The 24945-nt window shown below is 36.3% G+C and carries 14 protein-coding genes; 8 read left to right on the forward strand and 6 right to left on the reverse strand.

The genetic code is table 11. The features are described 5' to 3' along the window. The first annotated feature begins 76 nt into the window (after window positions 1-76). Window positions 77-949, forward strand: coding sequence for an agmatinase (gene speB, locus I6L50_RS05700; RefSeq protein ID WP_002016350.1), 873 nt, complete (start codon window positions 77-79; stop codon window positions 947-949). A gap of 440 nt (window positions 950-1389) precedes the next feature. On the opposite strand, the gene I6L50_RS05705 is transcribed toward speB, so the two are convergent. Next, on the reverse strand, window positions 1390-2427 hold the full coding sequence (locus I6L50_RS05705) for a PTS sugar transporter subunit IIC (RefSeq protein WP_002068536.1): 1038 nt from the start codon (window positions 2425-2427) through the stop codon (window positions 1390-1392). Window positions 2428-2661: 234 nt separating this feature from the next. On the opposite strand from I6L50_RS05705, the gene I6L50_RS05710 reads away from it, so the two are divergent. Continuing rightward, entirely contained in the window at window positions 2662-3024 is a 363-nt protein-coding gene (locus tag I6L50_RS05710) for a YxeA family protein (RefSeq protein ID WP_002130097.1), read from the forward strand. Between the two features lie 25 nt (window positions 3025-3049). On the opposite strand, the gene I6L50_RS05715 is transcribed toward I6L50_RS05710, so the two are convergent. Beyond that, complete coding sequence (locus I6L50_RS05715; RefSeq protein ID WP_219300798.1) at window positions 3050-4036, reverse strand: S66 family peptidase; 987 nt, start codon at window positions 4034-4036, stop codon at window positions 3050-3052. Between the two features lie 202 nt (window positions 4037-4238). Between I6L50_RS05715 and I6L50_RS05720 the strand changes: the two genes are divergently transcribed. Continuing rightward, the gene (locus tag I6L50_RS05720) at window positions 4239-4676 is read left to right on the forward strand and encodes a YwiB family protein (RefSeq protein ID WP_002089794.1); all 438 of its coding nucleotides are present in this window, start codon (window positions 4239-4241) and stop codon (window positions 4674-4676) included. Continuing rightward, on the forward strand, window positions 4676-6346 hold the full coding sequence (gene argS, locus I6L50_RS05725) for an arginine--tRNA ligase (RefSeq protein ID WP_002016342.1): 1671 nt from the start codon (window positions 4676-4678) through the stop codon (window positions 6344-6346). The genes I6L50_RS05720 and argS overlap by 1 nt, the downstream gene beginning before the upstream one ends. Before the next feature lie 311 nt (window positions 6347-6657). Here the strand turns inward: argS and I6L50_RS05730 are convergent, their stop codons facing one another. The 3 genes from I6L50_RS05730 to map all read right to left on the reverse strand — a co-directional run bounded on the left by I6L50_RS05730 (window position 6658) and on the right by map (window position 20805). Then, window positions 6658-8058, reverse strand: a complete 1401-nt coding sequence (locus I6L50_RS05730) for a M28 family metallopeptidase (RefSeq protein ID WP_219300800.1) — start codon at window positions 8056-8058, stop codon at window positions 6658-6660. Window positions 8059-8709: 651 nt separating this feature from the next. After that, a complete protein-coding gene (locus I6L50_RS05735) occupies window positions 8710-19287 on the reverse strand; it encodes a SpaA isopeptide-forming pilin-related protein (protein ID WP_219300803.1) in 10578 nt (3525 codons plus the stop codon). Between the two features lie 723 nt (window positions 19288-20010). Next, complete coding sequence (gene map, locus I6L50_RS05740) at window positions 20011-20805, reverse strand: type I methionyl aminopeptidase (protein WP_061673820.1); 795 nt, start codon at window positions 20803-20805, stop codon at window positions 20011-20013. 157 nt (window positions 20806-20962) lie between these two features. Between map and I6L50_RS05745 the strand changes: the two genes are divergently transcribed. The 4 genes from I6L50_RS05745 to I6L50_RS05760 are packed head-to-tail and all read left to right on the forward strand — an operon-like array spanning window position 20963 to window position 24326. Then, the gene (locus I6L50_RS05745; protein ID WP_151304983.1) at window positions 20963-21865 is read left to right on the forward strand and encodes an ABC transporter ATP-binding protein; all 903 of its coding nucleotides are present in this window, start codon (window positions 20963-20965) and stop codon (window positions 21863-21865) included. After that, window positions 21862-22596, forward strand: a complete 735-nt coding sequence (locus I6L50_RS05750) for an ABC transporter permease (protein WP_113936175.1) — start codon at window positions 21862-21864, stop codon at window positions 22594-22596. Before I6L50_RS05745 ends, I6L50_RS05750 begins: the two co-directional genes overlap by 4 nt. After that, window positions 22597-23727, forward strand: a complete 1131-nt coding sequence (locus tag I6L50_RS05755; RefSeq protein ID WP_113936176.1) for a sensor histidine kinase — start codon at window positions 22597-22599, stop codon at window positions 23725-23727. Continuing rightward, complete coding sequence (locus I6L50_RS05760) at window positions 23724-24326, forward strand: response regulator transcription factor (protein WP_219300806.1); 603 nt, start codon at window positions 23724-23726, stop codon at window positions 24324-24326. The genes I6L50_RS05755 and I6L50_RS05760 overlap by 4 nt, the downstream gene beginning before the upstream one ends. 12 nt (window positions 24327-24338) lie before the next feature. On the opposite strand, the gene I6L50_RS05765 is transcribed toward I6L50_RS05760, so the two are convergent. Then, window positions 24339-24662, reverse strand: a complete 324-nt coding sequence (locus tag I6L50_RS05765) for a bacillolysin (protein ID WP_219300808.1) — start codon at window positions 24660-24662, stop codon at window positions 24339-24341. Between the last annotated feature and the right edge of the window lie 283 nt (window positions 24663-24945).

Below are 24945 nucleotides of genomic sequence, written 5' to 3' on the forward strand. Positions count from 1 at the left end.
AGGAGCAATGCGCTCCAAATTTGAGAAATAGTGAAAGGTTGGGATACCTTAAGTTCCACATAAGGAGGAAAAGAATATGCGTTTTGATGAAGCTTATTCAGGTAAAGTATTTATTAAAAGTCATCCAAGTTTTGAAGAGTCAGAGGCAGTTATTTACGGGATGCCTATGGATTGGACAGTAAGTTTCCGTCCAGGATCTCGCTTTGGCCCTGCACGTATTCGTGAAGTATCAATCGGTCTTGAAGAATATAGTCCGTATTTAGATCGTGAACTAGAAGAGGTAAAATATTTTGATGCGGGTGATATCCCATTACCATTTGGGAATCCACAGCGCAGCATAGACATGATTGAAGAATATGTAACAAAACTATTAGATGCCGGTAAGTTTCCACTAGGTCTCGGCGGAGAGCACTTAGTTTCTTGGCCAATTTTTAAGGCAATGGCAAAAAAATATCCGGATTTAGCAATCATCCATATGGATGCTCATACTGACTTACGTGAGTCATATGAGGGAGAGCCTTTATCTCACTCTACACCAATTCGTAAAGTGTGCGATTTAATTGGTCCGGAAAACGTATATTCTTTCGGTATTCGTTCTGGAATGAAGGAAGAATTCGAATGGGCAAAAGAAGTAGGTATGAATTTATATAAATTTGACGTATTAGAACCGTTAAAGGAAGTATTACCGAAACTTGCAGGACGCCCAGTCTATGTCACAATTGACATCGACGTATTAGACCCAGCTCACGCTCCTGGAACAGGAACATTAGAAGCTGGAGGTATCACATCTAAAGAACTATTAGAGTCCATCGTTGCAATTGCAAATTCAAATATAAAAGTAGTCGGAGCAGACTTAGTAGAAGTAGCTCCAGTCTACGATCATAGTGATCAAACACCAATCGCAGCAAGCAAATTCGTGCGGGAAATGCTGCTCGGTTGGGTGAAGTAAAAGCGGAGGCAGCTTGTTCAGAATTGCAGGTCATTGGAACGCTCGACCGAGAAGCGCTTTTGGCTTCGAACGAGAGTGTGAAATGGCCGGAGATTCTAGCTGCTGTAGCTGGATAAAATAAAAGCGGAAGCGGCTCGCTCAGAATGTGAGGGGGATGGAGCTTCAGACGTAGAGGCGTTTTTTGCCTCGAAGGAAGAAGTGAAGCCACCGAACATTTTAGCCGCTGTAGCTAGATAAAGTAAAAGTGAAGCCGACTCAAAAAGTGTTTTGAGCCGGCTTCTTTTATTAATAGGTAGGTTATTATTGTCTTATTTAGTAGTTAAGTCGATATCCTTTGTCGAAACGTCGATATATGCGGAGTTGTGTTCAATATAATTTCACTTATCGTCATGCGACATAAAAAAGAGCTATTCTCAAACGATGAGAATAGCTCCCTTTCTTTACGCAACTTTCTCTTCCGAAGTAATTCCGCGAATTTCATCAGCAGAACGGATTGGATATTTGCGGAACACAATGGAACCGACGTATCCAACAATAGTGGTAACGATTCCACATAATACGGCAGCAATCGTTACTTTTATTACATCATTAAATCCGAACAGTACGAGAAGTCCTGGAATTGGTGATGCTGTCCCTGGTGCATTATTAACGAGCTGGAATAGCGACGTAATAATACCGGCAAGCGCACCGCCAACAAAGTTTGTCATATAGATAGGAATTGGATTTGCTGAGACAACATCGGCCTGTGTTAACGGCTCGATTGCCACGGCGATTGTATCTTTCTTTGAACAGATTTTTAGTCGTTTAAAGAAAATGAAGTTCATTGGGGCAGAAGCTGCTACGGCAAGACTACCAATTGCCATTGGTAAACCAGTTAATCCAAGCATTGCAGTTAGTGCCATAGAACTTAATGGAGATGTAGAAATAACTGTTATTAATCCACCAAGCATAATACCCATAATGATAGGACTTTCTGTAGTTGCAACTGAAATCATAGAACCGATTTTACCGAGTGTTGCGTTAACGAGTGGATCCATAAGCATGGCCATTCCACGTGAAATTGGTGCGGCAATACATAGGATTGCTAAAAATTCTACACCAGCTGGTAATTTCTTTTCGAGAAATTTCACGACGAAAGCACAAACGTATCCAGCGAAAAATCCTGGTAAAATACCGAATCCGCTAGTAGCGATACCGATTAAAACAGCGTATACGGGTGAGACACCGATTGCCAATGCGACTAAAATTGCCGCTGCGACACCGCTCATACTACCAGAAGCTTCTCCTACTGATTGTAAAAAGTCATTATGAAACATTTCTCCACCAATATAACGGTGAAATGCTTCAATAAGAAAACTTGCGATTGCTGCATTAGCTAAAGCGCCCATTGCTTTCATTCCGTAAGGCGCACGGTAACTGAAAAGTGTAAATAGACAAAGTACAACAAGTAATAGTGCTAAACCTTGCAAGATAGCCATTTGAAAACTGTCTCCTTTGATTTTTGTAATAAAAATTTGTATCATTCAATAATAATATAAAAGTTTGTTAAACGGAAAAAATTTTTATTGGGAAATTGCTGTAAGGTGAAAAACTCTTACAATAATGTAAGGAAAGTGTAAGGCATTTCGATAGAGTATAGTATGCCTTTTTTCGTATAATACAGGTATAGACAGACAGTTAGTGAGAAAGAAGTGCAAACAGGAGGCGCATTTATGAAATTGGTAATTAAAGTTTTAGCTGTGTTCGCCATTATTTTAGGAGGGACAGCATATTATTTAAACACGAAAACAGAAGGTGTGCATGCTTTTGTAGACAACTTCTTTTCAAATAAAGAAATACAAGATTATTATGCTGTTATAGATAAAAGTGAAAAAAAAGACGATGAATATTTGTATACATTTAAAGGGTATACAGAAGATGGAAAGCTACAAGTTATTAAAAGAATGGTGAACCGTGAATTGCATACGGGTGCTTTTATAAAAATTTATGCAAAAGGTATGCAGGGAAAAGGATGGGCTGAAATCTCGAAAGAATCAATCCCGCAAAAAGCGTTGCAAAAAATAGAAAAACCATAAAAGGAGCGAATCGTTCGCTCCTTTTTTAGTGAGTTAAAATGGTGATAGCTGAACTTTCTTTATTAGAAATGATTTTTGCCCTTCCGCCAATTGGGAAAGTAAAAATAGGAGTTGTATGTCCGAAACTTGTATTTGCAATGATAGGTATATGTGTAAGTTCAGGCTTTGAAGCAATCATTTCTTGAATGTCTTCTATCGTACATTCTGCTCCTTTTTGCATTCGTCCTATAACAATGCCTTTTACATGTTCAAAGTCAGGTTGCTGCATAAGAGAATGTAAATATCGATCAAAAGTTTTTAGGGTAGATTTTCCTGTTAAACTATCCTCTTCAAGAAATAAAATTTTGCCCTGTAAGCTTGGCATATATGGTGTACCTTGCAGTAAATTAAATGTGCTCATATTGCCGCCGATAATATCCCCTGTAGCTTCTCCTTCTTGAATCGAAACATATCCTTCATTTTTAATAAATTCTCGATTTTCTTGATCCATATACCAAGAGTCATCGCTCCAAGTTTCAGCTGGTAGTATTTCAATAGGTTCATGAGAAGTTAAGCACTTTAAAAAGTAATCGGTCGTATAATCGAGCCCTTTCTCCATTCCAAATGAAGAGAAGTGAGGACCTGAATATGTAACTAAGCCTGTTTTAGCATAAATCGCGTTAGTTAAAGCGGTAATATCAGAATAACCGCAGAAAATTTTCGGATTTTCTCGAATTAAATCATAATCGAGATGTTTCAATAAACCGTTAGAGTTGTATCCGCCAAGTGTCGTCAAAATGGCTTTTACATTAGGATCTCTAAATGCTTCGTGGAGGTCTTGAACTCGTGAAGAAATAGAAGAGGAAGCGAATCGATCTATCTCATCAGCATATTTTGAGAATGTAACTTGAAAGCCTATGTCGGTTAATCTTTTTATAGCAAGGTCTCTGTTTTCATTTGAGACAATACTTAAACTACAAGATGGTGAAATAACCCTTATTTCATCACCTTTTTTAAATTTTGTTGGTAGCACCAAATTCACCCCTTAAAATGAAAGAATATTTAGATTTAAAAAATATTTTAACATATGAAATAAAGTGAAGGTGAATTATTTTTTGAAAAGGAGTTTTCCTGATTTTTCAGCAGACAGACAGAGTCTTTTTTTGATATGATAGGAAAAGTGATTTATTATAAGTAGTATTTAATATCTATAACATTTGAAGGGTGTGCAAGACGTGAAGAAACAACTTGCAGGCTTGCCGGTACACGTTCATTTCGTAACAGAAATCCGTGAAGGGGCGAGGAAGGAAACCGTTGCTTTTGAAGCAAATGGTCAATACTATGTAAAAGGTCAAGGTACATATATAACATTCCAAGAGCCGAACGAACAAGGCGAAGTGAAAACAATTATTAAAATTCAAGATGAACAAGTTCTCATTATGCGTTCAGGTGCTATTTCTATGCGTCAGACGCATGTGAAAGGTGAATGGACAACTGGTACGTATACGAGTGAACTTGGTACGTTTGCATTGCAAACGAAAACTGATAACGTTCTTTTTAAATGGTCGGATGAAAAGAAAAAAGGACAACTCTTCTTAACGTACGCATTGCTTCTAAGTGAACAAGAAGCTGGCAGATATACAATTACACTTAATTTGAAGGAGGCAAAATAATGAATTCTTTAGAACAAGTAAAAGGATTGATTAAAGAAGAAATTCAAGCTGCTGTATTAAAGGCAGAACTAGCGACAGAAGAACAAATTCCAAACGTTGTATTAGAATCTCCAAAAGATAAAACAAATGGTGACTTCTCTACAAATATGGCAATGCAACTTGCACGCGTTGCGAAAAAAGCACCTCGTATGATTGCAGAAGAATTAGTTGCAAACTTCGATAAAGCAAAAGCTTCTATTGAAAAAATTGAAATCGCTGGTCCTGGTTTCATTAACTTCTACATGGATAATAGCTACTTAACAGACTTAATCCCAACAATCGTCAACGCTGGTGAAGCATACGGTGAAACGAATACTGGTAAAGGTGAAAAAGTACAAATTGAGTTCGTATCTGCGAATCCAACAGGCGATCTTCACTTAGGACATGCACGTGGTGCGGCAGTAGGTGACACTTTATGTAACGTATTAGCAAAAGCAGGATATGATGTATCTCGTGAGTACTACATTAATGATGCTGGTAACCAAATTCATAACTTAGCTCTTTCTGTTGAAGCTCGTTACATGCAAGCTTTAGGTTTAGAGAAAGAAATGCCAGAAGACGGTTACCATGGTGCGGACATCATTGGAATCGGTAAACGTTTAGCTGAAGAGTTTGGCGATCGTTATGCAAAAGCTGATGCAGAAGAAAGCTATGAATTCTATCGTTCATACGGTTTAAAATATGAGTTAGCAAAACTTCAAAAAGACTTAGCAAGCTTCCGTGTTAACTTCGATGTGTGGTTCTCAGAAACATCATTATACAAAAACGGAAAAATTGATCAGGCTCTTGCTGTATTAAAAGAGCGTGACGAAATCTTTGAAGAAGGCGGAGCAACTTGGTTCCGTTCGATGACTTACGGTGACGACAAAAACCGTGTATTAATTAAAAATGACGGTTCTTACACATACTTAACGCCAGATATCGCTTATCACCGTGATAAATTAGAGCGTGGTTTCGATAAGCTAATCAACATTTGGGGTGCTGACCACCACGGTTACATTCCTCGTATGAAAGCTGCTATTCAAGCACTAGGTTACGATAAAGAAACACTTGAAGTAGAAATCATCCAAATGGTACAACTGTACCAAAATGGTGAAAAAATGAAAATGAGTAAGCGTACAGGTAAAGCAGTTACACTTCGTGAGCTTATGGAAGAAGTAGGCGTGGACGCAATGCGTTACTTCTTCGCAATGCGTAGCGGTGATTCTCATTTAGACTTCGATATGGACTTAGCTGTATCAAAATCTAATGAAAACCCAGTATACTATGCACAATATGCACATGCTCGTGTATGCAGTATCCTTCGTCAAGGTGAAGAGTTAGGATTAGCTACAGGCGGAGACGTGAATTACAAACTTGTTACTTCTGAGAAAGAAGTAGAGTTACTGAAAAAACTTGGTGAATTCCCAGCTGTAGTTGCGGATGCAGCGCAAAAGCGTCTGCCACACCGCATTACAAGCTATGCATTTGAATTAGCAGCAGCATTACACAGCTTCTACAATGCAGAAAAAGTATTAAACCAAGATAACTTAGAATTAAGTAAAGCTCGTTACGAATTAATGAAAGCAGTACGCACGACACTTCAAAATGCATTAGCAATCGTAGGAGTATCCGCACCAGAAAAAATGTAATAAAGAAAAGCGGAGCCGACTGTTTAGTCCCGAAGGCTAAGGCTCTTTCCCACAGAAGATGCATTTTATCTTCTCGTGGGGAAGGTTCTTAGACAGAAGGGGCTAGGAGGCAGAGCTGGACATAAAGAAAAGCGGAAGCGGCTCGCTTAGAATAGGAGGTGGATGGAGCTCCTGACAGAGAGGCGTACTTTGCCTCAGAGGAAGGCGCGAAGCCACCGAATATTCTAGCCGCTGGAGCTGGACAATAAAGAAAAGCAGAAGTTTATAAAAAGGCAATCACAATAACATGTGGTTGCCTTTTTTGATCTGTATTAAGCTGCTTTTTGACCTGTTTGAGTAACAGGTTTTTGAAGAGTGTTATAAACACCAGTTCCGATAACTTCTAATGCCATTTTCATACGTTCAGGCGAAATGTTTTCTAATACATTATCTTGAGGCGTGTGATATACCTTTTCGATATGATAGATTAATGGATTCCAACTATCGACGCCCATCCAAATAAATAGTGCAGAAGGAATACCCACTTCAGCAAATGGTACGTGATCACTAGAGCCAAATTTTCCTTGGAGAACGAGATCATTATTTAATTGTTTACCTGCTTGTAAGGCAGCATCTGTTACAAGGTTTGTTGAGCCATCAGGAGTCATTGCATATAAATTTTTTGCTTTATCATAATTTGTTGCAACCATGTCTGCGTTAAAGACACCTAAAATTCGATCACGTTCCTTTTGGGACAGACTATTAACATAATAATCAGAGCCAAGTAAGCCAGTTTCCTCAGAACCAAAAGCAATAAAACGAATTTCTTTATCAGTTTCTACATTTTGAAAAGCACGAGCCAGTTCTAATACTAATCCTGTACCAGAAGCATTATCATTTGCCCCAGGTGCTCCAACGACACTATCGTAGTGTGAACTTACAACGACGGCCTTTTCATTACCTGTACTATTTTTTGGTTTCTTTTTAGCGATGACATTTAAGGATGTCAAATTAGATTCATGTCTCGCTTTTAGGGAAAGAATTGTTGTCTCTTTTTTAGCGATTTCTTCTTTAAATGCATTTCCTTGAGCATAAGCAAGACCGAAGACAGGGATAGCCTGTTTTTTAGTTAAGCGAGGATTGAAAGTTTGTCCATAGTTCCCGCGTCCGCCAATTAAGCTGTATAACAGAACACCTTTTGCCCCTTTACTAACAGCATTTTCAACCTGTTTATTATAATCTGCTACTGTTGCACCTCTTTCGAATAAAACAATTTTTCCGTTTACCTCATTTGGAATATCGTCTAATTTTGTACCACCTTGAACAAAGATAAGCGGAGCTGTAACAGCTTCTGTAGAAATTAGTGCATTTGGAGCAGTACCAGCTTGCCAATTACGCTTTGTCCCTAATGGTGATTCGATAAATCCAACGTATTGATCCGGCACTTGAAAGGGCTGATACTCTACTTCATATCCCATTGATTTAAGCTTCATACCAACATAGCGAGAAGCCCATTCTTCTGATTTTGTACCACCTGGACGGGGACCAATTGTTTCGGATAAGAAACGGATATGCTCGATGGCGCTGTTTGCATCAACTTGTTTTGTAATAGGTGGAGTCTGTGTAATTTCTGACGTGGAATCAGCTTTTGCTTGTCCGATTGGAGCCAAGCTAACGGCGAGTGATACAGCAAGCAAGGAGCTTACTATTTTTTGTTTCAGTGATTTTCTCATTTTTTCCTCTCCCATTCTTCTATTCTCTCTGACTGACAAAAGAAGACGGATAACGACTATATCCCGCTATTTTTGGGCAGTAAAACCCCCATCTCAAAATTCAGCTGTAAAGCAAAGAAGTTAGATGGGAGTCGGGCTGCCCGTAAAAGCCCGATTGGTGTGGGCTAATAATCAATGAGAGATGGACAAAACCCTCACTGATTAAAGTTTCACTTTATCTTACCTTTATATATCTGAATTTTCAATAAATATATGTTGAGAAATAAAAAACGCTATATGCACATTTGCATATTTTCAGCGGATATATGTATGCTATCATTTTAAATGAAGGTTCGCTTTCTGTTCTGAAGGCTCCTACATTGCATGAATCTAGTGTACCCAAACTTTAGATTATGTAGGGAAAAGGGATCCGTTATAGGGTTTCTTTTCTTTTGTTTTGTTTCAATCACGTGATGGTAACTATGTTTCCGCATTTCATAATTGTCATCAGTGATATATGTAAGGCATCCATATGAAAATACGAGGCTGTTCAAGAGTTTTCCGTACTTTTGGACAGCCTCACCCTGTTAAAAAGACGATACTTTGTGTATCGTCTTTTTTGCACAAAAAAAACAGCCAATCAACTAATAAATTGATTGGCTGTAAAACATATTATTTATAATGTTTTTTACGTTTTGTGGCTAAAATACTTAACAATCCAGCTAGTAGAAGAACGATACCTGCTGCTTGTGTATGATCTTCTTTATGACCTGTATTTGGAAGTTTTTTATCTATATTTCGATCATCTTGCTGTTTGTTTGTCTGTGTTTCAGGATTTCCTTTTTCTAGTTCCTCGGAAGTTTCTTTTCCGTGAGTCTCAGGATTTTCCTTTTCTAGTTCTTCGGAAGTTTCTTTTCCATGAGTCTCAGGATTTTCTTTTTCTAGTTCTTCGGAAGTTTCTTTTCCTGGTTTCTCCTCTTTATTTGGAGGAGTAATTGGTTTATCATCTCCACCTGGTGAAGATTCGATCTTCTTATTTGAAACTGTAATTTGTAGTGGTGTAGCTTGAGCTTTTTCAATTGTAAAGCTTATCGGTGAAGCATCTAATTGATAGCCTTCAGGAGCCTTTGTTTCCACTAATTGATAATTACCAGGTTTCAAATCATTTACGATTAATTTACCGTGTTGGTCTGTTTTTAGGCCTTCTCGGATTATTTTTCCATCGTGGTCTAAGATATTGAAAATGGCACCTTCAAGTGTTCCACGGTGATCAATATCAACTTTAGTTAACTCAATTGAACCTGTTGTTAAGCTATTTAAAGCTTTAACAGAGGTAACCCCAGATTGTCCCTTCGTAATTGTGAAAGGAATTGGCTTAGCACTTAAATCATAGCCAGTAGGAGCTTTCGTTTCAACGAACTGATAGTCTCCTGGACGTAAATCAGAAACAGAAATTTTCCCATCTTTATTAGTAGTTAAATCAGTACGAACATCATTGCCGCTTTGATCAACGATTTTAAAGATAGCACCTTCAAGAGTAGAGCTGTCGATGTCGTCAAGCTTAGTTAATTCAACTGATCCCTTCGTTAAGCTATTAGTAGCAGTAACAGAAGCGTTAGCAGTTTGACTCTTTTCAACAGTAAACTTGATAGGGTTTTGATTTAAGTCGTAATGTTTCGGAGCTTTCGTTTCAATAAATTGATAGTCTCCTGGACGTAAATCAGAAACGCTAATTTTCCCATCTTTATTAGTAGTTAAATCAGTACGAACATCATTGCCGCTTTGATCAACGATTTTAAAGATAGCACCTTCAAGAGTAGAGCTGTCGATGTCGTCAAGCTTAGTTAATTCAACTGATCCCTTCGTTAAGCTATTCGTAGCGGTAACAGAAGCTTTAGCCGTTTGACTCTTTTCAACAGTAAACTTGATAGGGTTTTGATTTAAGTCGTAATGAGTAGGAGCCTTTGTTTCAACGAACTGATAGTCCCCAGGACGTAAATCAGAAACAGAAATCTTTCCATCTTTATTAGTAGTTAAATCAGTGCGAACATCATTACCGCTTTGATCAACGATTTTAAAGATAGCACCTTCAAGAGTAGAGCCGTCGATATCATCAAGCTTAGTTAATTCAATCGAACCTTTCGTTAAGCTATTTGTAGCGGTAACAGAAGCTTTAGCCGTTTGACTCTTTTCAACAGTAAACTTGATAGGGTTTTGATTTAAGTCGTAATGCAGAGGAGCTTTCGTTTCAACGAATTGATAGTCTCCTGGACGTAAATCAGAAACAGAGATTTTTCCATCTTTATCAGTAGTTAAATCAGAACGAACATCATTGCCGCTTTGATCAACGACTTTAAAGATAGCACCTTCAAGAGTAGAGCTGTCAACGTCGTCAAGCTTAATTAGTTCGACTGAACCTTTAGTTAAGCTATTAGTAGCAGTAACAGAAGCGTTAGCAGCTTGACTCTTTTCAACAGTAAACCTGATAGGATTTTGATTTAAGTCGTAATGCAGAGGAGCTTTCGTTTCAACGAACTGATAGTCTCCCGGACGTAAATCAGAAACAGAGATTTTTCCATTTTTATCAGTAGTTAAATCAGAACGGACGTCTTTTCCGTTCATATCAACGATTTTAAATACTGCACCTTTAAGAACAGAACCGTCAACGTCATCCACTTTGGAAAGTTCCACAGCGCCTTTTGTTAAGCTATTTGTAGCAGTAACGGAAGCGATTTTTTCTTGTCCTTTTTTAACTGTGAACTTAATAGGTGTTTCGTTTAAGTCATAGTGATTAGGAGCTTTTGTTTCGATAAACTCATAGTCTCCTGGTGGTAATTCATCCACAACTAAACGGCCGTTTTTATCAGTAGTTAAATCAGTACGGACGTCGTGTCCATCCTTATTAACAATTTTAAATACCGCACCTTCAAGTGTTGTGTTTTCTTCAACATCGTCAACTTTAATTAACTCCACACTACCTTTCGTTAAGCTGTTCGTAGCTGTAACGTAGACATGTTTTGTTTGACTTCTTTCAATTGTGAACTTAATCGGTTCTTCATTTAAGTCATAATGTTTCGGAGCTTTCGTTTCAATAAATTGATAGTCTCCAGGTTGTAAGTCTTTAGCGATGATTTTTCCATCTTTATTGGTAACTAAATTCGTACGAATGTCGTTACCGTTCATATCAGTAATTTTAAATACCGCACCTTCCAGCGTTTCTTTCGCATCTAAAGAGTCAACTTTCGTTAATTCCACGCCACCCTTTGTTAAGCCATTTTTAGCAGTAACAGAAACTTGAGTTGATTGGCTTTTCTCGATAGTGAAAGGAATCGGTGTTTTATTTAAATCATAATGTTTAGGAGCTGTCGTTTCTACGAATTGATAATCTCCCGGTCGTAAATTGGAAGCAGAAACTTTCCCGTGTTCATCAGTAGTTAAATTCGTGCGAACAACTTTACCTTTCGCATCAATGATGTTAAATACCGCATCAGAAAGTTTTGTATCTGGATTTATATCATCAACTTTAATTAACTCTACCGCACCTTCAGTTAAGCTGTTAGTAGCAGTAACTTGCAGCTGTTCTTTTTGGCTTTTCTTAACTGTAAATTTAATTGGTGTATCATTTAATTTATAGTGTTCAGGAGCTTTCGTTTCAATAAACTGGTAGTCTCCCGGACGTAAATCAGGAACAGCAACTTTACCATATGCATCTGTCGTAAGATCAGTGCGAACATCATTACCGTTCATATCAACAATTTTAAATACAGCACCTTTAAGGACAGTACCATCAATATCATCCACTTTAGAAAGCTCTACCGCACCTTTCGTTAAACTATTTTTAGCAGTAACAGAAATAGGTTCAGCTTGTCCTTTTTCGATAGTGAAAGGAATCGGTTCTTTATTTAAATCGTAGTGTTTCGGAGCCGTTGTCTCGATGAATTGATAATCACCAGGACGCAGGTCAGAAACACTAATTTTACCTTGTGAATTTGTAGTAAGATTCTCGTGAATTACAGTACCATTCATATCAACAATGTTAAATACTGCGCCTTCAAGAGTAGAGCCATCGATTTCATCCACTTTAGTAAGTTCAACGCCGCCTTTTGTTAAACTATTTTTCATAGTAACAGTAGCAATATCTTTCTGGCTTTTCTCAACTGTAACTACAATAGGCTTTTTGTCTAAATCATAATGTTTAGGAGCCGTTGTTTCGACAAATTGATACGTACCAGGACGTAAGTTTTCAACAACGATTTTTCCTTCACCGTTTGTTTTTAAATCTGTTTTAAGTACTTTGCCATTTTGATCTAGTAAATTAAATACAGCATCGGCAAGTTTTGTTTGATCGTTTAAATCATCAACTTTAATTAATTCGATACTACCTTGTTTTAAACTATTTTTAGCAGTTAAAGAAATAGCTTTTTTCTGTCCTTTTTCAATAGTGAAACCAATAGGCGTTTCATCTAAAACGTAATGCTTAGGAGCTTCTATTTCGATGAATTGGTAATCACCAGGACGTAGGTCGTTAATTTCGATCTTCCCTTTACCATTTGTAACAAGGTCTTTATGAATTACAGTACCATTCATATCAACAATGTTAAATACTGCACCTTCAAGGGTAGTGTCATCGATGTTATCTACTTTAGAAAGTTCCACTGCACCTTTTGTTAGAGCATTTTTAGCTGTAACATGAAGAATTTCAGTTTGGCTTTTCTTAATTGTAAATTCGATAGGTTTTTTATTTAAATCGTAATGTTCAGGAGCTATTGTTTCCACGAATTGATACGTACCAGGACGTAGATTTTCAACAACAATTTTTCCTTCATCATTTGTTTTTAAGCCTTCTTCAACTAGTTCTCCGTCTGCATCTAATAAATTAAATACAGCGTTAGCAAGTTTTGTATCGATATCAATATCGTCAATTTTAGTTAATTCAACGCTACCTTTTGTTAAAGTGTTTTTACCTGTAACAGTAATCTTTTTCGTTTGACTTCTTTCAATTGTAAATGGAATCGGTGTTTCGTCTAATACATAGTGATCAGGAGCCTTTGTTTCAATAAATTGATAGTCTCCTGGACGTAAATCAGAAACAGAAATTTCGCCATTGTCATCTGTAACAAGGTTTGTATGAACTTCCTTACCGTCCATATCAACGATTTTAAAGATTGCGCCTTTCAGCATCGTACGATCGATGTCATCGATTTTTGTTAATGTTACTGCACCTTTCTTTAAGCTGTTAGTAGCAGTAACAGTAATGTTTTCTTGTTGACTTTTTCCAATAGTGAACGGAATAGAATCGTTGCTTAACGTATAGTCTTTTGGAGCTCTTACTTCAATAAATTGATAATCTCCCGGACGTAAATCAGAAGCGGTAACTATACCGTTCTCATCAGTCGTTAAGCCTTTGCGAATTACCTTTTTAGTGTCATGAGCATCAACAATTATAAATTCCGCACCTTCAAGTGTAGTGCCATCAACGTCATCTACTTTTGTTAAAGTGACGCCACCTGTAAGTAAACTATTTTTTACAGTAACAGGGATAGGAAGATCTTCCTTGCTACCCTTTTTAATCGTGAACTTAATAGGTGTTTGATCTAATTTATAATGTGCAGGGGTTTCTGTTTCAATAAATTGATAATCCCCTGGTGCTAAATCAGGAATAACTAGTACTCCATAATCATCTGTTTTTAAATCTTTTGCAATTTCTGTACCGTTTGCGTCTTGTAATTTGAATACCGCACCGGCAAGAGCTATTTTGCTGTCCACATCATCTTCTTTAATTAGTTTAACTTTTCCTTTCGTTAAACTATTTTTAAATGTAAGTGGAAGAAGTTTTTGTTGTCCTTTTTCGATTGTAAATTCAATTGGTTCTACATTTACATCGTAATAAGTTGGAGCCTTTGTTTCGATAAGTTTATAGTTACCAGGACGTAAGTCATCTACAACTAGCATTCCTTTACTATTCGTAACAAGGTCCGCACGAACATCTTCATTAGTATCCATATTCACAATTTTAAATACTGCACCTTCAAGTGTTTCCTTTTCATCTGCAGCATTTACTTTTGTTAATTCAATACCGCCTTTTGTTAAGCTGTTAGTAGCTGTAACGTTAATAGCAGTTGCTTGGCTCTCCTTAATTGTAAATTCAATCGGTGTTTTATTTAAGTCATAATGCTCGGGAGCTTTCGTTTCGATAAATTTATAGTTACCTGGACGTAAACCAGTGGCAATAATTTTACCTTCTTGATTCGTAACTAATTCTGTATGGACATCTTCATTTTTGTCATTCACAATTTTGAATACGGCACCTGTAAGTGCAGTTCCATCAACATCATCGACTTTTGTTAGTTCAACATCACCTGGCAGTAGACCATTTTCAGCTGTAATAACAATCGGTGTTTTTTGGCCTTTCTCAATTGTAAATTCAATTGGTGTTGATCGCAGTTCATAATGTTCAGGAGCTTTCGTTTCAATAAATTTATATTTGCCTGGACGTAAGTCAGAAGCTTTGATAGTTCCTTTTGTATCGGTAGTTAAGTCTGTACGAACATCTTCGTTCTTTTCGTTCACGATTTTGAACATAGCTCCAGCAAGAGGAGTCTTTTTATCAAATTCGTCGACTTTTAATAACTCAACAGTACCTGTTGTTAAACTGTTTTTTGCAGTAATTGGAATAATACTTGTTTGACTTTTCTCGATTGTAAACGGAATTGGTTCTTTATTTAAGTCATAGGATTTAGGTGGTGTTGTTTCAATAAATTGATACTCACCAGGCTCTAAATCTTTAACGGTTAAAGTTCCATCTTTTTCTGTTTTTAAGTTTGTACGCACGTCTTCATTTTTGTTGTTTACAATTTTGAATACCGCACCTTCAAGAGTAGTGCCATCAACATCATCAACTTTTGTTAAAGTAACGTGACCTTTAATTAAAGTGTTTTTTGCTGTAACAGAAGCAGCTGTAGTTTGGCTTTTTTCTATTTCGAATAGGATAGGTGTTTTGTCTAATTCAAAGTGCTCAGGGGCTTTTGTTTCGACAAATTGGTATTTACCAGGACGTAAATCTTTTGCTTCGATTTGTCCATGTTCATTAGTTGTTAATTTCTCATATCCAGGAATATTTTTTCCATTGCGATCCTGAACAGTAAATTCTGCCCCTGCTAAAGTTTTATTATGTTTATCAACTTTTGTTAAAAGAGCAGATCCCTTAGTTAAACAATTTGTCGCAGTTCGGTTTACTACTGTTGTTTGATCTTCAGAGATAGTAAAGCGAATAAGTCTGCTATCTAGTTGATAATGCTCAGGAGCCTTCGTTTCTTGTAAGTAGTAAGTTCCTGGCTTTAGTTTATCTATAATAATTTGTCCGTTATTATTTGTTGTTAATTCTTTGTGTTCTGGAATTATTTTTTTGTCTTTATCAAGTAGTGTGAAAACGGCACCTTGCAGTGTTACGTTTTTATTCAGGTCATCAGACTTTGTTAAAACTACTTTCCCGACAAATTTCTTATTTGCAAGTGTATATGTTGTAGTCTCTTGTGAACCAAGTTCAACAATTTTCCCTTGTTTTAAATCCCAGCTAATTACATAGCCTTCAGGAGCTTTTGTTTCTTTTAATAAATATTTGTCGCGTTTTAAGTTATTAAACTTAGCGATACCGTCTTTGTCTGTTGTTATTTTACGGATAACAGTTTTCCCTGTACGATCGTATAAAGTAAATTCTGCTCCGGCCAATGGTGCGTTCTTATTGTCGTTATCTACCTTTATAATTTCAAGGTTTCCGCGGCCTTTAGTAGCAGACCCTCCGCCCGAACCGGAAGACATTCGTACTTCAATCGTTTCGGTAGTTTCTGTATTCTTTACAGTTAACTTATTGCCTGTGATTTTAGCTTTATTACTTACTTTTTCTCTATCGTCTGCATTAATAAATGAACGATATTCTAAAATATAAGCTCGATCAATTTTTTTCAAGAAGGCAATTTCGAAATGTTGCTTTCCAGTATTATTGTCTGTTGTGATCGTTAACTTATAATCTGTTCCTTGTTTTAATTCATTTGCTGTATCTTTTGTTAAATTTCCATATGGATCAACAGTTGTAGGATATAAGTGGAATGAATCTTCCACAAGTACTTGATTGTCTGTTGGATCGTCTGTTACAACTGCGTCTGCAATGGTTGATTGGCTTTCGTTAATTGCAATACTCCAATTAATATAGTTGTCGTCTTGCACAGCTTTTTTTGTAACGAAGCTGCCACCTTTATTTACTTGAGCATCACCTTTAAGATTGTTAACAATTTTAGAGCCATCTTTTAACTCCGCCTCGTTGTTGTAGGTACCTTGGATAAGCTCACCATCAAGGCTTGTTTTAAAGATAATATAATAAGGTGAATTAATTGATTGTTTGAAATGAACCTTTAGGGTGTTTTTATTTTTATCTGTAGGTTCTTCAAGTTCATATTTCTCAGTTGGTACAGCATTACCAGGTCTTGCATTATCAGGACTTCCATTTAAAATCATATCGCGCACTTCAATGGATCCTGGTACTAACTTTTGTTTATCTTTTATTTCGTCTATAACATAAGGGTCTTTAATCTCAACATTATTATAATTAAAGCCTATTATCCAAGTAATTTCTTTTGTTTGGGCGTTATAAGACCCGTATTTATATCCATTCGCCTTTGTGAAAGTATCAGGATCAAAATTTGCTTCATCTTTATTTGATTGTGGTTTGGAATCTGCATCTATCCAAGATATGTTACCTGTATTTTTAAAGGAAGTTTTACCACTTTCCAATTTTGTATAATCAAAGTCTGTCGTATATTTTACGACTAATGTCTTTGTCATATTAGACTGATATGTGCCTATAAGGGTAATTTTGAAACCTTTATCCGTCACATCTAAAACGTAGTCAGTCTCAGCTTGAAGAGTATAATCTCCGTCTTTAATTTCTAGTTTGTTATCTTTTAATTGCAATCCACCATGATCAAAGGCATCCGTAATGATCGCGTTGTTTAATGGATAGTTGTTATTATTTACTATAATTGTCCAAGTTGTTGTTTTGTCTTTATAGTTTGTTTCAGCTTTATTATTAGATTTAATAATATTTTGCTGCTTGAAGCCAGCTTCATTTTCTTTACTTGAGCCATTATCTGCTGTAACTGTATTTTTGACTTTTCCATCTTTTATGACGTTATCAGTTGGCTTTGTTTTATAAGTAATTACATAAGAACTGTTAATATCTTCATTAAACTGTAGGTCGAATCCATTTTTCTTTTTACTTACAGTGTAGTTAGTAACAGCTTCTCCTGTTACGAGCTTTCCTTTATCATCATAGGAAGCATTTTTCACGACAATAGAATTTTCATCTAGTACATGTGCATCGTCAAAAACATCTTTTAAAATCGCATCTGCTTTTTTGATACCTCTTTGATCACCATTGTAAGTAATTGTCCATTCAATCGTTTGCGTCTTTGGATCATATTTACTTGTTTTGTTTAAATGCGTACCACGAGAAACCGTTACAGTAGCACTTGTGTTTTGTTGCTTTTGATTATCACTCGTTATCGTAACTTTATTTTGGAATTTTGTTACATTTTCATCAGTGATTTTTGTGGCATATTCGATTTGGTATGCTTTACTGATGTTATCTTTAAAAGCAATCTCCAATTTTGAACTATCTGATGAAGTGATTTTATAATCTGCTGGATCAGCTTCTGCACCACGTGTTGCGTTCCCATTAACATCAACTTCTAAATAATAAACTTTAATAGAATCTTTATTTAAGCTTGTACCTTGTGGGATGTTATCTTTAAAAACAGCATTTTTAAGAGTATCTTTCGTTTTATTCATTTCTACTGTCCAATTAATTTCATTTGTATTAATTGGCCTATCAGGTAACCCCTTTTTATTCGTAGCTGTTTGTACATTAGGCTTAAAGTCAACTGTAATAGAAACATCTTTATCTTTAATTGGGAAAGGAATTTCTTGTGTTGTTGTACCTTTAATTTCAGCTTTATTAAATTCTGTCTTTAATTGTAGATTACCAACAACATCTGGATGTTCTTCAATATAATCGTTGAATGTCATCGTGACTTTTCCATCTTTTGTAACAGTAAAATTACCAATTGGATTGTTTTCACTATCGTATAAAGGACTGTTAATTGTATTGTAAATCTTAAAATGTTTAGGAAGATCAAAAATATAGTAATCTCCGTTTTTCACATTCATTGATTTTAAAAGTTCCCATGTAAACTCAATATTGGCAGGGGAATCTGTACTTGGACGGTTATCCTCTGTAAATGGTTTTCCGTCTTTGTCCGTCAACCTTACACCCGTTAAGATGTTTGTTGTTATTTGCTTTGGACCTGAATTTATATTCTCAGCAGGGTTGCTTGTTGCTTTTTGTTCTGGATTGTCAGTGGCTTGTTTTGCTACTGGGTTTTGCTCCGGATTGTCAGTAGCGGTTTTCGCTGCTAGGTTTTGCTCCGGATTGCCAGTAACAGGTTTAGCTGCTGGGTTTTGCTCCGGATTGTCAGTAACAGGTTTAGCTGCTGGATCTTGCTCTGGATTACTAGTAACAGGTTTAGCTGCTGGATCTTGCTCTAGATTACTAGTATCAAGTTTAGCTGCTGGATCTTGCTCTGGATTACTAGTAACAGGTTTAGCTACTGGATCTTGCACTTGTTTATTAGTATCCTGTTTGGCTTCATCTTCTTTAGAATCTTCTACTTGAACAGGAACTGATATAGGATGAACCATTGTTCCTAAAGGAAAAGTAATTTCAACTGATTTTTCTCCAGTTTTTAAAGTTGGATTAAACACAGTATCAAGTTTGATTTTTCCTTTAGCGCCTTTTAAATTTTCTACTTGATCATTAAACATTAGTTTTAATTTATTATCTTTAGCTGTTATAAAATATTGACCAATATTTTTTTGATCTGCTACTAAATCCCCTTGCAAATCTTTAGATACTTTTAATGCAAGTGGTATTTGAAGTACTGCTGTATCGTTTGCATGTACAACTTGTTGATCCTTTATTGACCAAGCGTATTCAACTTGAATGGTTGATCCTAATTGTATTAAGTTTTTAGGATTTAATGCTTCGTCAATAATATGATTCGTTGCATCTTTCATTTCAACAGTGTCAAATAATGAATTTCCCGTTAAGGATTCCGCTCTCACTTGATTGTATGGAAAACTAGCAAGCTGCGAAAATAGTACGAATACAATTAAACATAGATTGAAGAGTTTTTTCATTGTTCCTCCTTTATGAATCCTTTTATTGCATAAAAATGCTTTGTGAAGAGATTGTTCGTCATGGATCAATGTGCTTTACGTGATGCCTCCTTTACTACGTATACTCTTTAGGAAAGTGTCCATATTCGATGCTTTGTAACGTAAAACAAAATGTATATTCTAATAATATAGAGAATGAATATACAAATTTCGACAAAAAATGTCGAGTGAAATACTGATAAGGAATGATGTCAGACCTTTATAGGGTATGACTGTTTGAGTGGATCTTCATAAAATAGGTGTATGCAAAAAATATGCAGTGAGATGCGTACACTATTTTTTGATTCATGCTCTGCAATGTGCAAAGAATCGTTATAAAGGTAAGTTTTACGATATATGCTAACCAAAATAATGTATCCATTGTAAAAAATTCTTTCGTATTGAGGTAGTAATAAAATGTAGCTTGAATTTGGTCAGGATGAAGAAAATATGTACTGTCTAAAAGAGTATACAATTCGTAGATTAAAGCGAAGACAGCGTTTTATGATAAATAGAACGCATTCCTTTAATCGGTGCTATTAAATAAAAAAAAGAAGGTACTCCCTTGATCATCTTTTATGAGAGATAATCATCAATAACCTTCGTTAAAAATTATATACGTAAATGAAAAAGAGTTCAACCGTATTACTTCTTTTCAAAAGAGCATAAAAAAAGAACCGCTTCCTACTAAGAAGCGGTTCTTTTTTATATTTCTGTTAAAATAATCGGTTCACCGCGTGTTACGACAACTGTATGTTCACATTGTGCAACAAGGCTTTTGTCTGGTGTAACGAATGTCCAACCATCATCACCGCGCTCAATAATATGATCAGCTTTCATAGAAATAAATGGTTCTACAGCGATAACAAGGCCGTCTTTTAGAAGCGCATTATCCATTGGATCATAGTAGCTTAAAATGTGGTTTGGAGCTTCGTGTAAGCTAAGACCAATACCGTGACCAGTTAAGTTTTGGATTACATTATATCCATTTTTATGTGCAAAGTTAGAAACAGCACGACCAATTTGATTTTGTTTTGAGCCAGCTTTTACTTTTTTCATTGCTTCCCAAAATGAGTCTACTGCTGCTTGGCAAAGTTTTTCTTTTTCTTCATCGTCGCCAAGAACAAATGAGATACCTGTATCTGCATAATATCCGTCAAGTGCTGCTGATACGTCTACGTTTACTAAATCGCCTTCTTTTAATACGCGATCGCTTGGAATGCCGTGAGCAACTTCTTCGTTTACACTAATGCAAGTTACACCTGGGAATTTATATTCTTTTTCAGGCGCTGAAATAGCACCGTGCTCATCTAATACTTTTTTACCAATTAAATCAAGCTCTTTCGTTGTCATACCTGGCTTCGCTTGCTTTTTCATTTCTTCGCGTGCAAGTGCAACGATGCGGCCGATTTTTCGTAAACCTTCTAAATCTTGTTCATTACGAATAATCATGAAAACCACTGTCCTTCCTCGAATATATGTCTTATCCGATTGTATCATGTTTATTTTTGTACTGCTACTCGCGTGCGGTATGCGGGTTGATTCCTCTCATAAAGAATACATGACAATTGTCATATTGATGTCATGACGCATCATACTGTTTCCTAACTTTTCCAGAGCATACAATGTAAATATAAGAAACGGCGGGGGTGGAGAGATGGAAAAGATTATTGAAGTAAATGGTGTTTCTAAAACATTTAAACATAAAAAAGCAGTAAATAACGTTTCATTTCATGTAAATAAAGGGCAAATAGTAGCATTACTCGGTCCAAATGGTGCGGGGAAAACAACGACAATTTCAATGATGCTCGGATTAAAAGATCCGACAGAGGGGAATGTCTCTATATTTGGAAAGAGTCCGAAGCATAGAGATGTTCGTAATAGCCTTGGTGCGATGCTACAAGAAGTAAGTGTGATTGATAGTATCACGGTAGAAGAGGCAATTGAGTTATTCCGTAGTTATTATACGAATCCTGTAGAGAAAGAAATATTACTGCAGTTGTCAAACTTAGAACCAGAAAGAAAGCAAAGATGTGAGAAATTATCGGGCGGTCAAAAAAGAAGGTTAAATTTTGCGCTGGCACTTGCAGGGAATCCAGACTTGTTATTTTTAGATGAACCAACTGTAGGGATGGACATAACATCTCGAAAAACGTTTTGGGAAACGATTAGAAAATTAGCAAGTGAAGGGAAAACGATTATTTTAACAACACATTATTTAGAAGAAGCGGATGCGCTAGCAGATCGAATTTTATTATTTGCGAACGGAAAGATTATCGCAGATGGCACACCAGATGAGATGAAAGCGACGATTTCCCGAAAAACAATCTCGTTTTATTCGAAAGAGAAAATTCCTAAGAGTTTACTAAAGGAATTACCGCATGTAACAGAAGTACAGTCAAATGAAGGGCGCTTCACTTTAACGACGGAAGATACAGATGCCACTTTACAAGCAATTTATCAGAGGAATCTACCTGTAACAGACGTTTCAGTTGAACGTGGAAGCCTCGATGAAGCATTTGAACAGTTTGTTGCAAATCAGAAGGAGGGAATCGCATGAGAGCATTATGGATGCAATGTAAAATAGAGGTTTTACGTACGTTCCGCAATAAATTATTCATCTTTTTCTCATTATTAATGCCAGTTATGTTTTATTACATCTTTACAAATGTTATTCAAGTCCCGCAAAACGGAGATGCATGGAAAGCACATTATTTAATTTCAATGGCGACTTTCAGTATTGTAGGGACTGCCCTTTTTAGTTTCGGTGTGAGACTTTCTCAGGAAAAAGGGCAAGGATGGACACATTTGTTAAAAATTACACCGCTTCCAGAGGGCGCATATTTAGCAGCTAAAATTATTGCTCAAACAGTAGTGAATGCTTTTTCAATCTTAGTTATTTTTATGGCAGGAATATTAATTAATAATGTTGAGTTAACGATAGGCCAATGGATTGGTGCAGGATTATGGTTATTATTAGGCGTGACACCATTTTTAGCCCTTGGAACAGTAATAGGTTCAATTAAGAAGGCGGATGCAGCAGCTGGATTAGCGAATATTTTAAATATGAGTCTAGCAGTAATTGGCGGGTTATGGATGCCAATTGAAGTATTCCCAAAAGTATTAAGATCTATCGGTGAATGGACACCGACATATCATTTTGGTAGCGGTGCATGGGATATTGTAGCTGGAAAATCAATTGGATGGGAAAATATCGCAGTACTAGGAGGTTATTTCTTTATATTTGTTGTAGTATCAATATATATAAGAAAGAGACAGGAAGCGGTATAAATGATAGAGAAGAAGAGGTTTGAGTTTTTTCCGAAACATATGGGTTTCTTCCCATATATGTGGTTAGTGTATTTATTATTTCCAATTTATAATTTAACACAAGTATCGGGATGGAAGCTTGTAATAGGGATCGGTATGTTGATAGTTTTCATTATCACATACCGTCAACTTTATTTTGTTCAGAGGACGTTCGTGTTGTGGGCGTGTATTCAAATGATACTAACCTGTTTATTTGCCGTATTTTATAATCCTTTCATGATATTCTTTGGCTTTTTTACGGCAAGTGCGATGGGATTTGCGCCAAGTAAGAAGGCATTTCGTGTGTTGTTATGTTTATTAGTTGTAATGCTTGGGGCTTTTATATTTATAAATGTTAATCAACTAACAATCCCGAGTTTAGTGAATATCGTTCCGATGTTTATTTTAATGCTTCTTACGCCATTTGGAATGCGTAATTTTAATCAGAAAAAGATGTTAAAAAATCAACTAAATGAAGCAAACGAACAAATTAAAGACTTAGTAAAACGTGAGGAACGGCAGCGAATTGCAAGAGATCTTCATGACACGTTAGGACACACATTATCTCTTATTACTTTGAAAAGTCAGCTCGTGGAGAAGTTAATTGTGAAAAATCCAGATCGTGCAAGTATGGAAGCGAAGGAAATTACACAAACATCTCGCACCGCTTTAAAACAGCTGAGAGAATTAATTTCTGATATGCGTATGATTACAGTGGAAGAAGAACTTGAGCAAATAAAAGCGATTTTGCAAGCTGCCAATATTGAATTAGAAGTAAAGCAGGAGGCTAATTCTAGCTCGTTATCACCAATTGAACAAAATATTTTAGGTATGTGTTTACGTGAGGCTGTTACGAATGTCGTGAAGCATAGTAAGGCAAAGGCATGTACAGTTTCTATATTAGAATCACAAGGTGAGTTGATTTTGAAAGTAGAAGATAATGGCGTCGGTTTAGAGGAGCAAAATCATGATGGAAACGGTATTCGTGGTATGAAGGAGCGGATTTCCCTTATTGATGGAGTAGTTGAACTGGATACGATCAATCCAGGGACACTGTTAACGGTGAAAGTTCCAATTGTAATTAGAACAGGAAAAGATGAGGTGAGGGCATGATTCGAATTATTATTGCAGAAGATCAACGAATGCTTCGTGGTGCATTAGGAGCCCTGCTTGATCTGGAAGATGATATTGAAGTAGTTGGGCAAGCTGCGAATGGTGAAGAAGCGTTAAAATTAATCGAATCGTTAAAGCCAGATATAAGTATTATGGATATTGAAATGCCGATCCAAAGTGGTTTAGATGTTGCTGAAATTTTAAAGAAAGAACAATCATCTTGTAAAGTAATGATTTTAACAACATTTGCGCGTCCTGGTTATTTTGAAAGGGCAATGAAAACTGGTGTTCACGGGTATTTATTAAAGGATAGCCCGAGTGAAGATTTAGCTTCAGCAATTCGAAATGTTATGAAAGGGAAGCGAGAGATTTCGCAGGAGCTAATGTTTGGCTTATGGCAGGAACAAAATCCGCTATCAGATCGTGAAAAAGAAGTGCTGGTACTTGCGAAAGAAGGAAAGACTACAAATGAAATTGCTAAGATGCTCTATCTTTCGCCTGGTACAGTGCGTAATTATATTTCGGAAGTATTAGCAAAACTGGAAGCGAAAAATAGAATTGAGGCAATTACAATTGCGGAAGAAAAGGGATGGATATGAAAAGAAGTTTACCTACGAGTGGTAAACTTCTTTTTTCTTATAAACAAGTATTTCAATAGAAAGTTTCGTCGCAGTCGCATTGCTCAGAATTTGAAGTATATCGCGTAATTTAGATTTTACTTCATTTTTCGACAAAAAATTTGTTATAGTAAGATTAAGTTGTTGGTCTAAATTTTGGACAACTTTACCACTAACAGTTGTAATTACTCCATTTTTATCTACTTTTACAATAAGATCTTGGCCATATACTTTATAATTTTCGTAAGTTTGTGCAAGGCGAACTTCGGTTTGACTTTCTTTTGTTTCTTTATTTGTAGGTTGGGAATCTACATTCATTTCAGTTGTCACTCACTCTTGTTGAGCTTTAGCCTCATTTATCTCACCCTTTAAATACTTTTTCGCCATATTTTTTTCGTATTATTTTGAGGTTGTGTTAATTTTTTTATCGTTAAACTAGGCTGAGCAATTTCAACTTTTACTTCATTTTTGTCTAATTCTTGGGTGTAAACAGCTTCTGCTGATAAAGGATAAAGAAGACCGAATGTAACGAAAGCACGGGCAAATTTTCTATAATTTATCTATAAAATTACTAGTCTATTATATTATGTGAGATGGATTG

The sequence above is a fragment of the Bacillus sp. FDAARGOS_1420 genome (genome assembly GCF_019344915.1).
In the GTDB taxonomy this organism is placed as follows: Bacteria; Bacillota; Bacilli; order Bacillales; family Bacillaceae_G; genus Bacillus_A; species Bacillus_A mycoides.

Excerpts from the sequence above, each read along its gene's own strand:
- speB (WP_002016350.1), top strand. The coding sequence starts at position 77 with ATGCGTTTTGATGAAGCTTATTCAGGTAAAGTATTTATTAAAAGTCAT.
- I6L50_RS05705 (WP_002068536.1), bottom strand. The coding sequence starts at position 2,427 with ATGGCTATCTTGCAAGGTTTAGCACTATTACTTGTTGTACTTTGTCTA.
- I6L50_RS05710 (WP_002130097.1), top strand. The coding sequence starts at position 2,662 with ATGAAATTGGTAATTAAAGTTTTAGCTGTGTTCGCCATTATTTTAGGA.
- argS (WP_002016342.1), top strand. The coding sequence starts at position 4,676 with ATGAATTCTTTAGAACAAGTAAAAGGATTGATTAAAGAAGAAATTCAA.
- I6L50_RS05730 (WP_219300800.1), bottom strand. The coding sequence starts at position 8,058 with ATGAGAAAATCACTGAAACAAAAAATAGTAAGCTCCTTGCTTGCTGTA.
- I6L50_RS05735 (WP_219300803.1), bottom strand. The coding sequence starts at position 19,287 with ATGAAAAAACTCTTCAATCTATGTTTAATTGTATTCGTACTATTTTCG.
- map (WP_061673820.1), bottom strand. The coding sequence starts at position 20,805 with ATGATACAATCGGATAAGACATATATTCGAGGAAGGACAGTGGTTTTC.
- I6L50_RS05745 (WP_151304983.1), top strand. The coding sequence starts at position 20,963 with ATGGAAAAGATTATTGAAGTAAATGGTGTTTCTAAAACATTTAAACAT.
- I6L50_RS05750 (WP_113936175.1), top strand. The coding sequence starts at position 21,862 with ATGAGAGCATTATGGATGCAATGTAAAATAGAGGTTTTACGTACGTTC.
- I6L50_RS05755 (WP_113936176.1), top strand. The coding sequence starts at position 22,597 with ATGATAGAGAAGAAGAGGTTTGAGTTTTTTCCGAAACATATGGGTTTC.
- I6L50_RS05760 (WP_219300806.1), top strand. The coding sequence starts at position 23,724 with ATGATTCGAATTATTATTGCAGAAGATCAACGAATGCTTCGTGGTGCA.
- I6L50_RS05765 (WP_219300808.1), bottom strand. The coding sequence starts at position 24,662 with ATGAATGTAGATTCCCAACCTACAAATAAAGAAACAAAAGAAAGTCAA.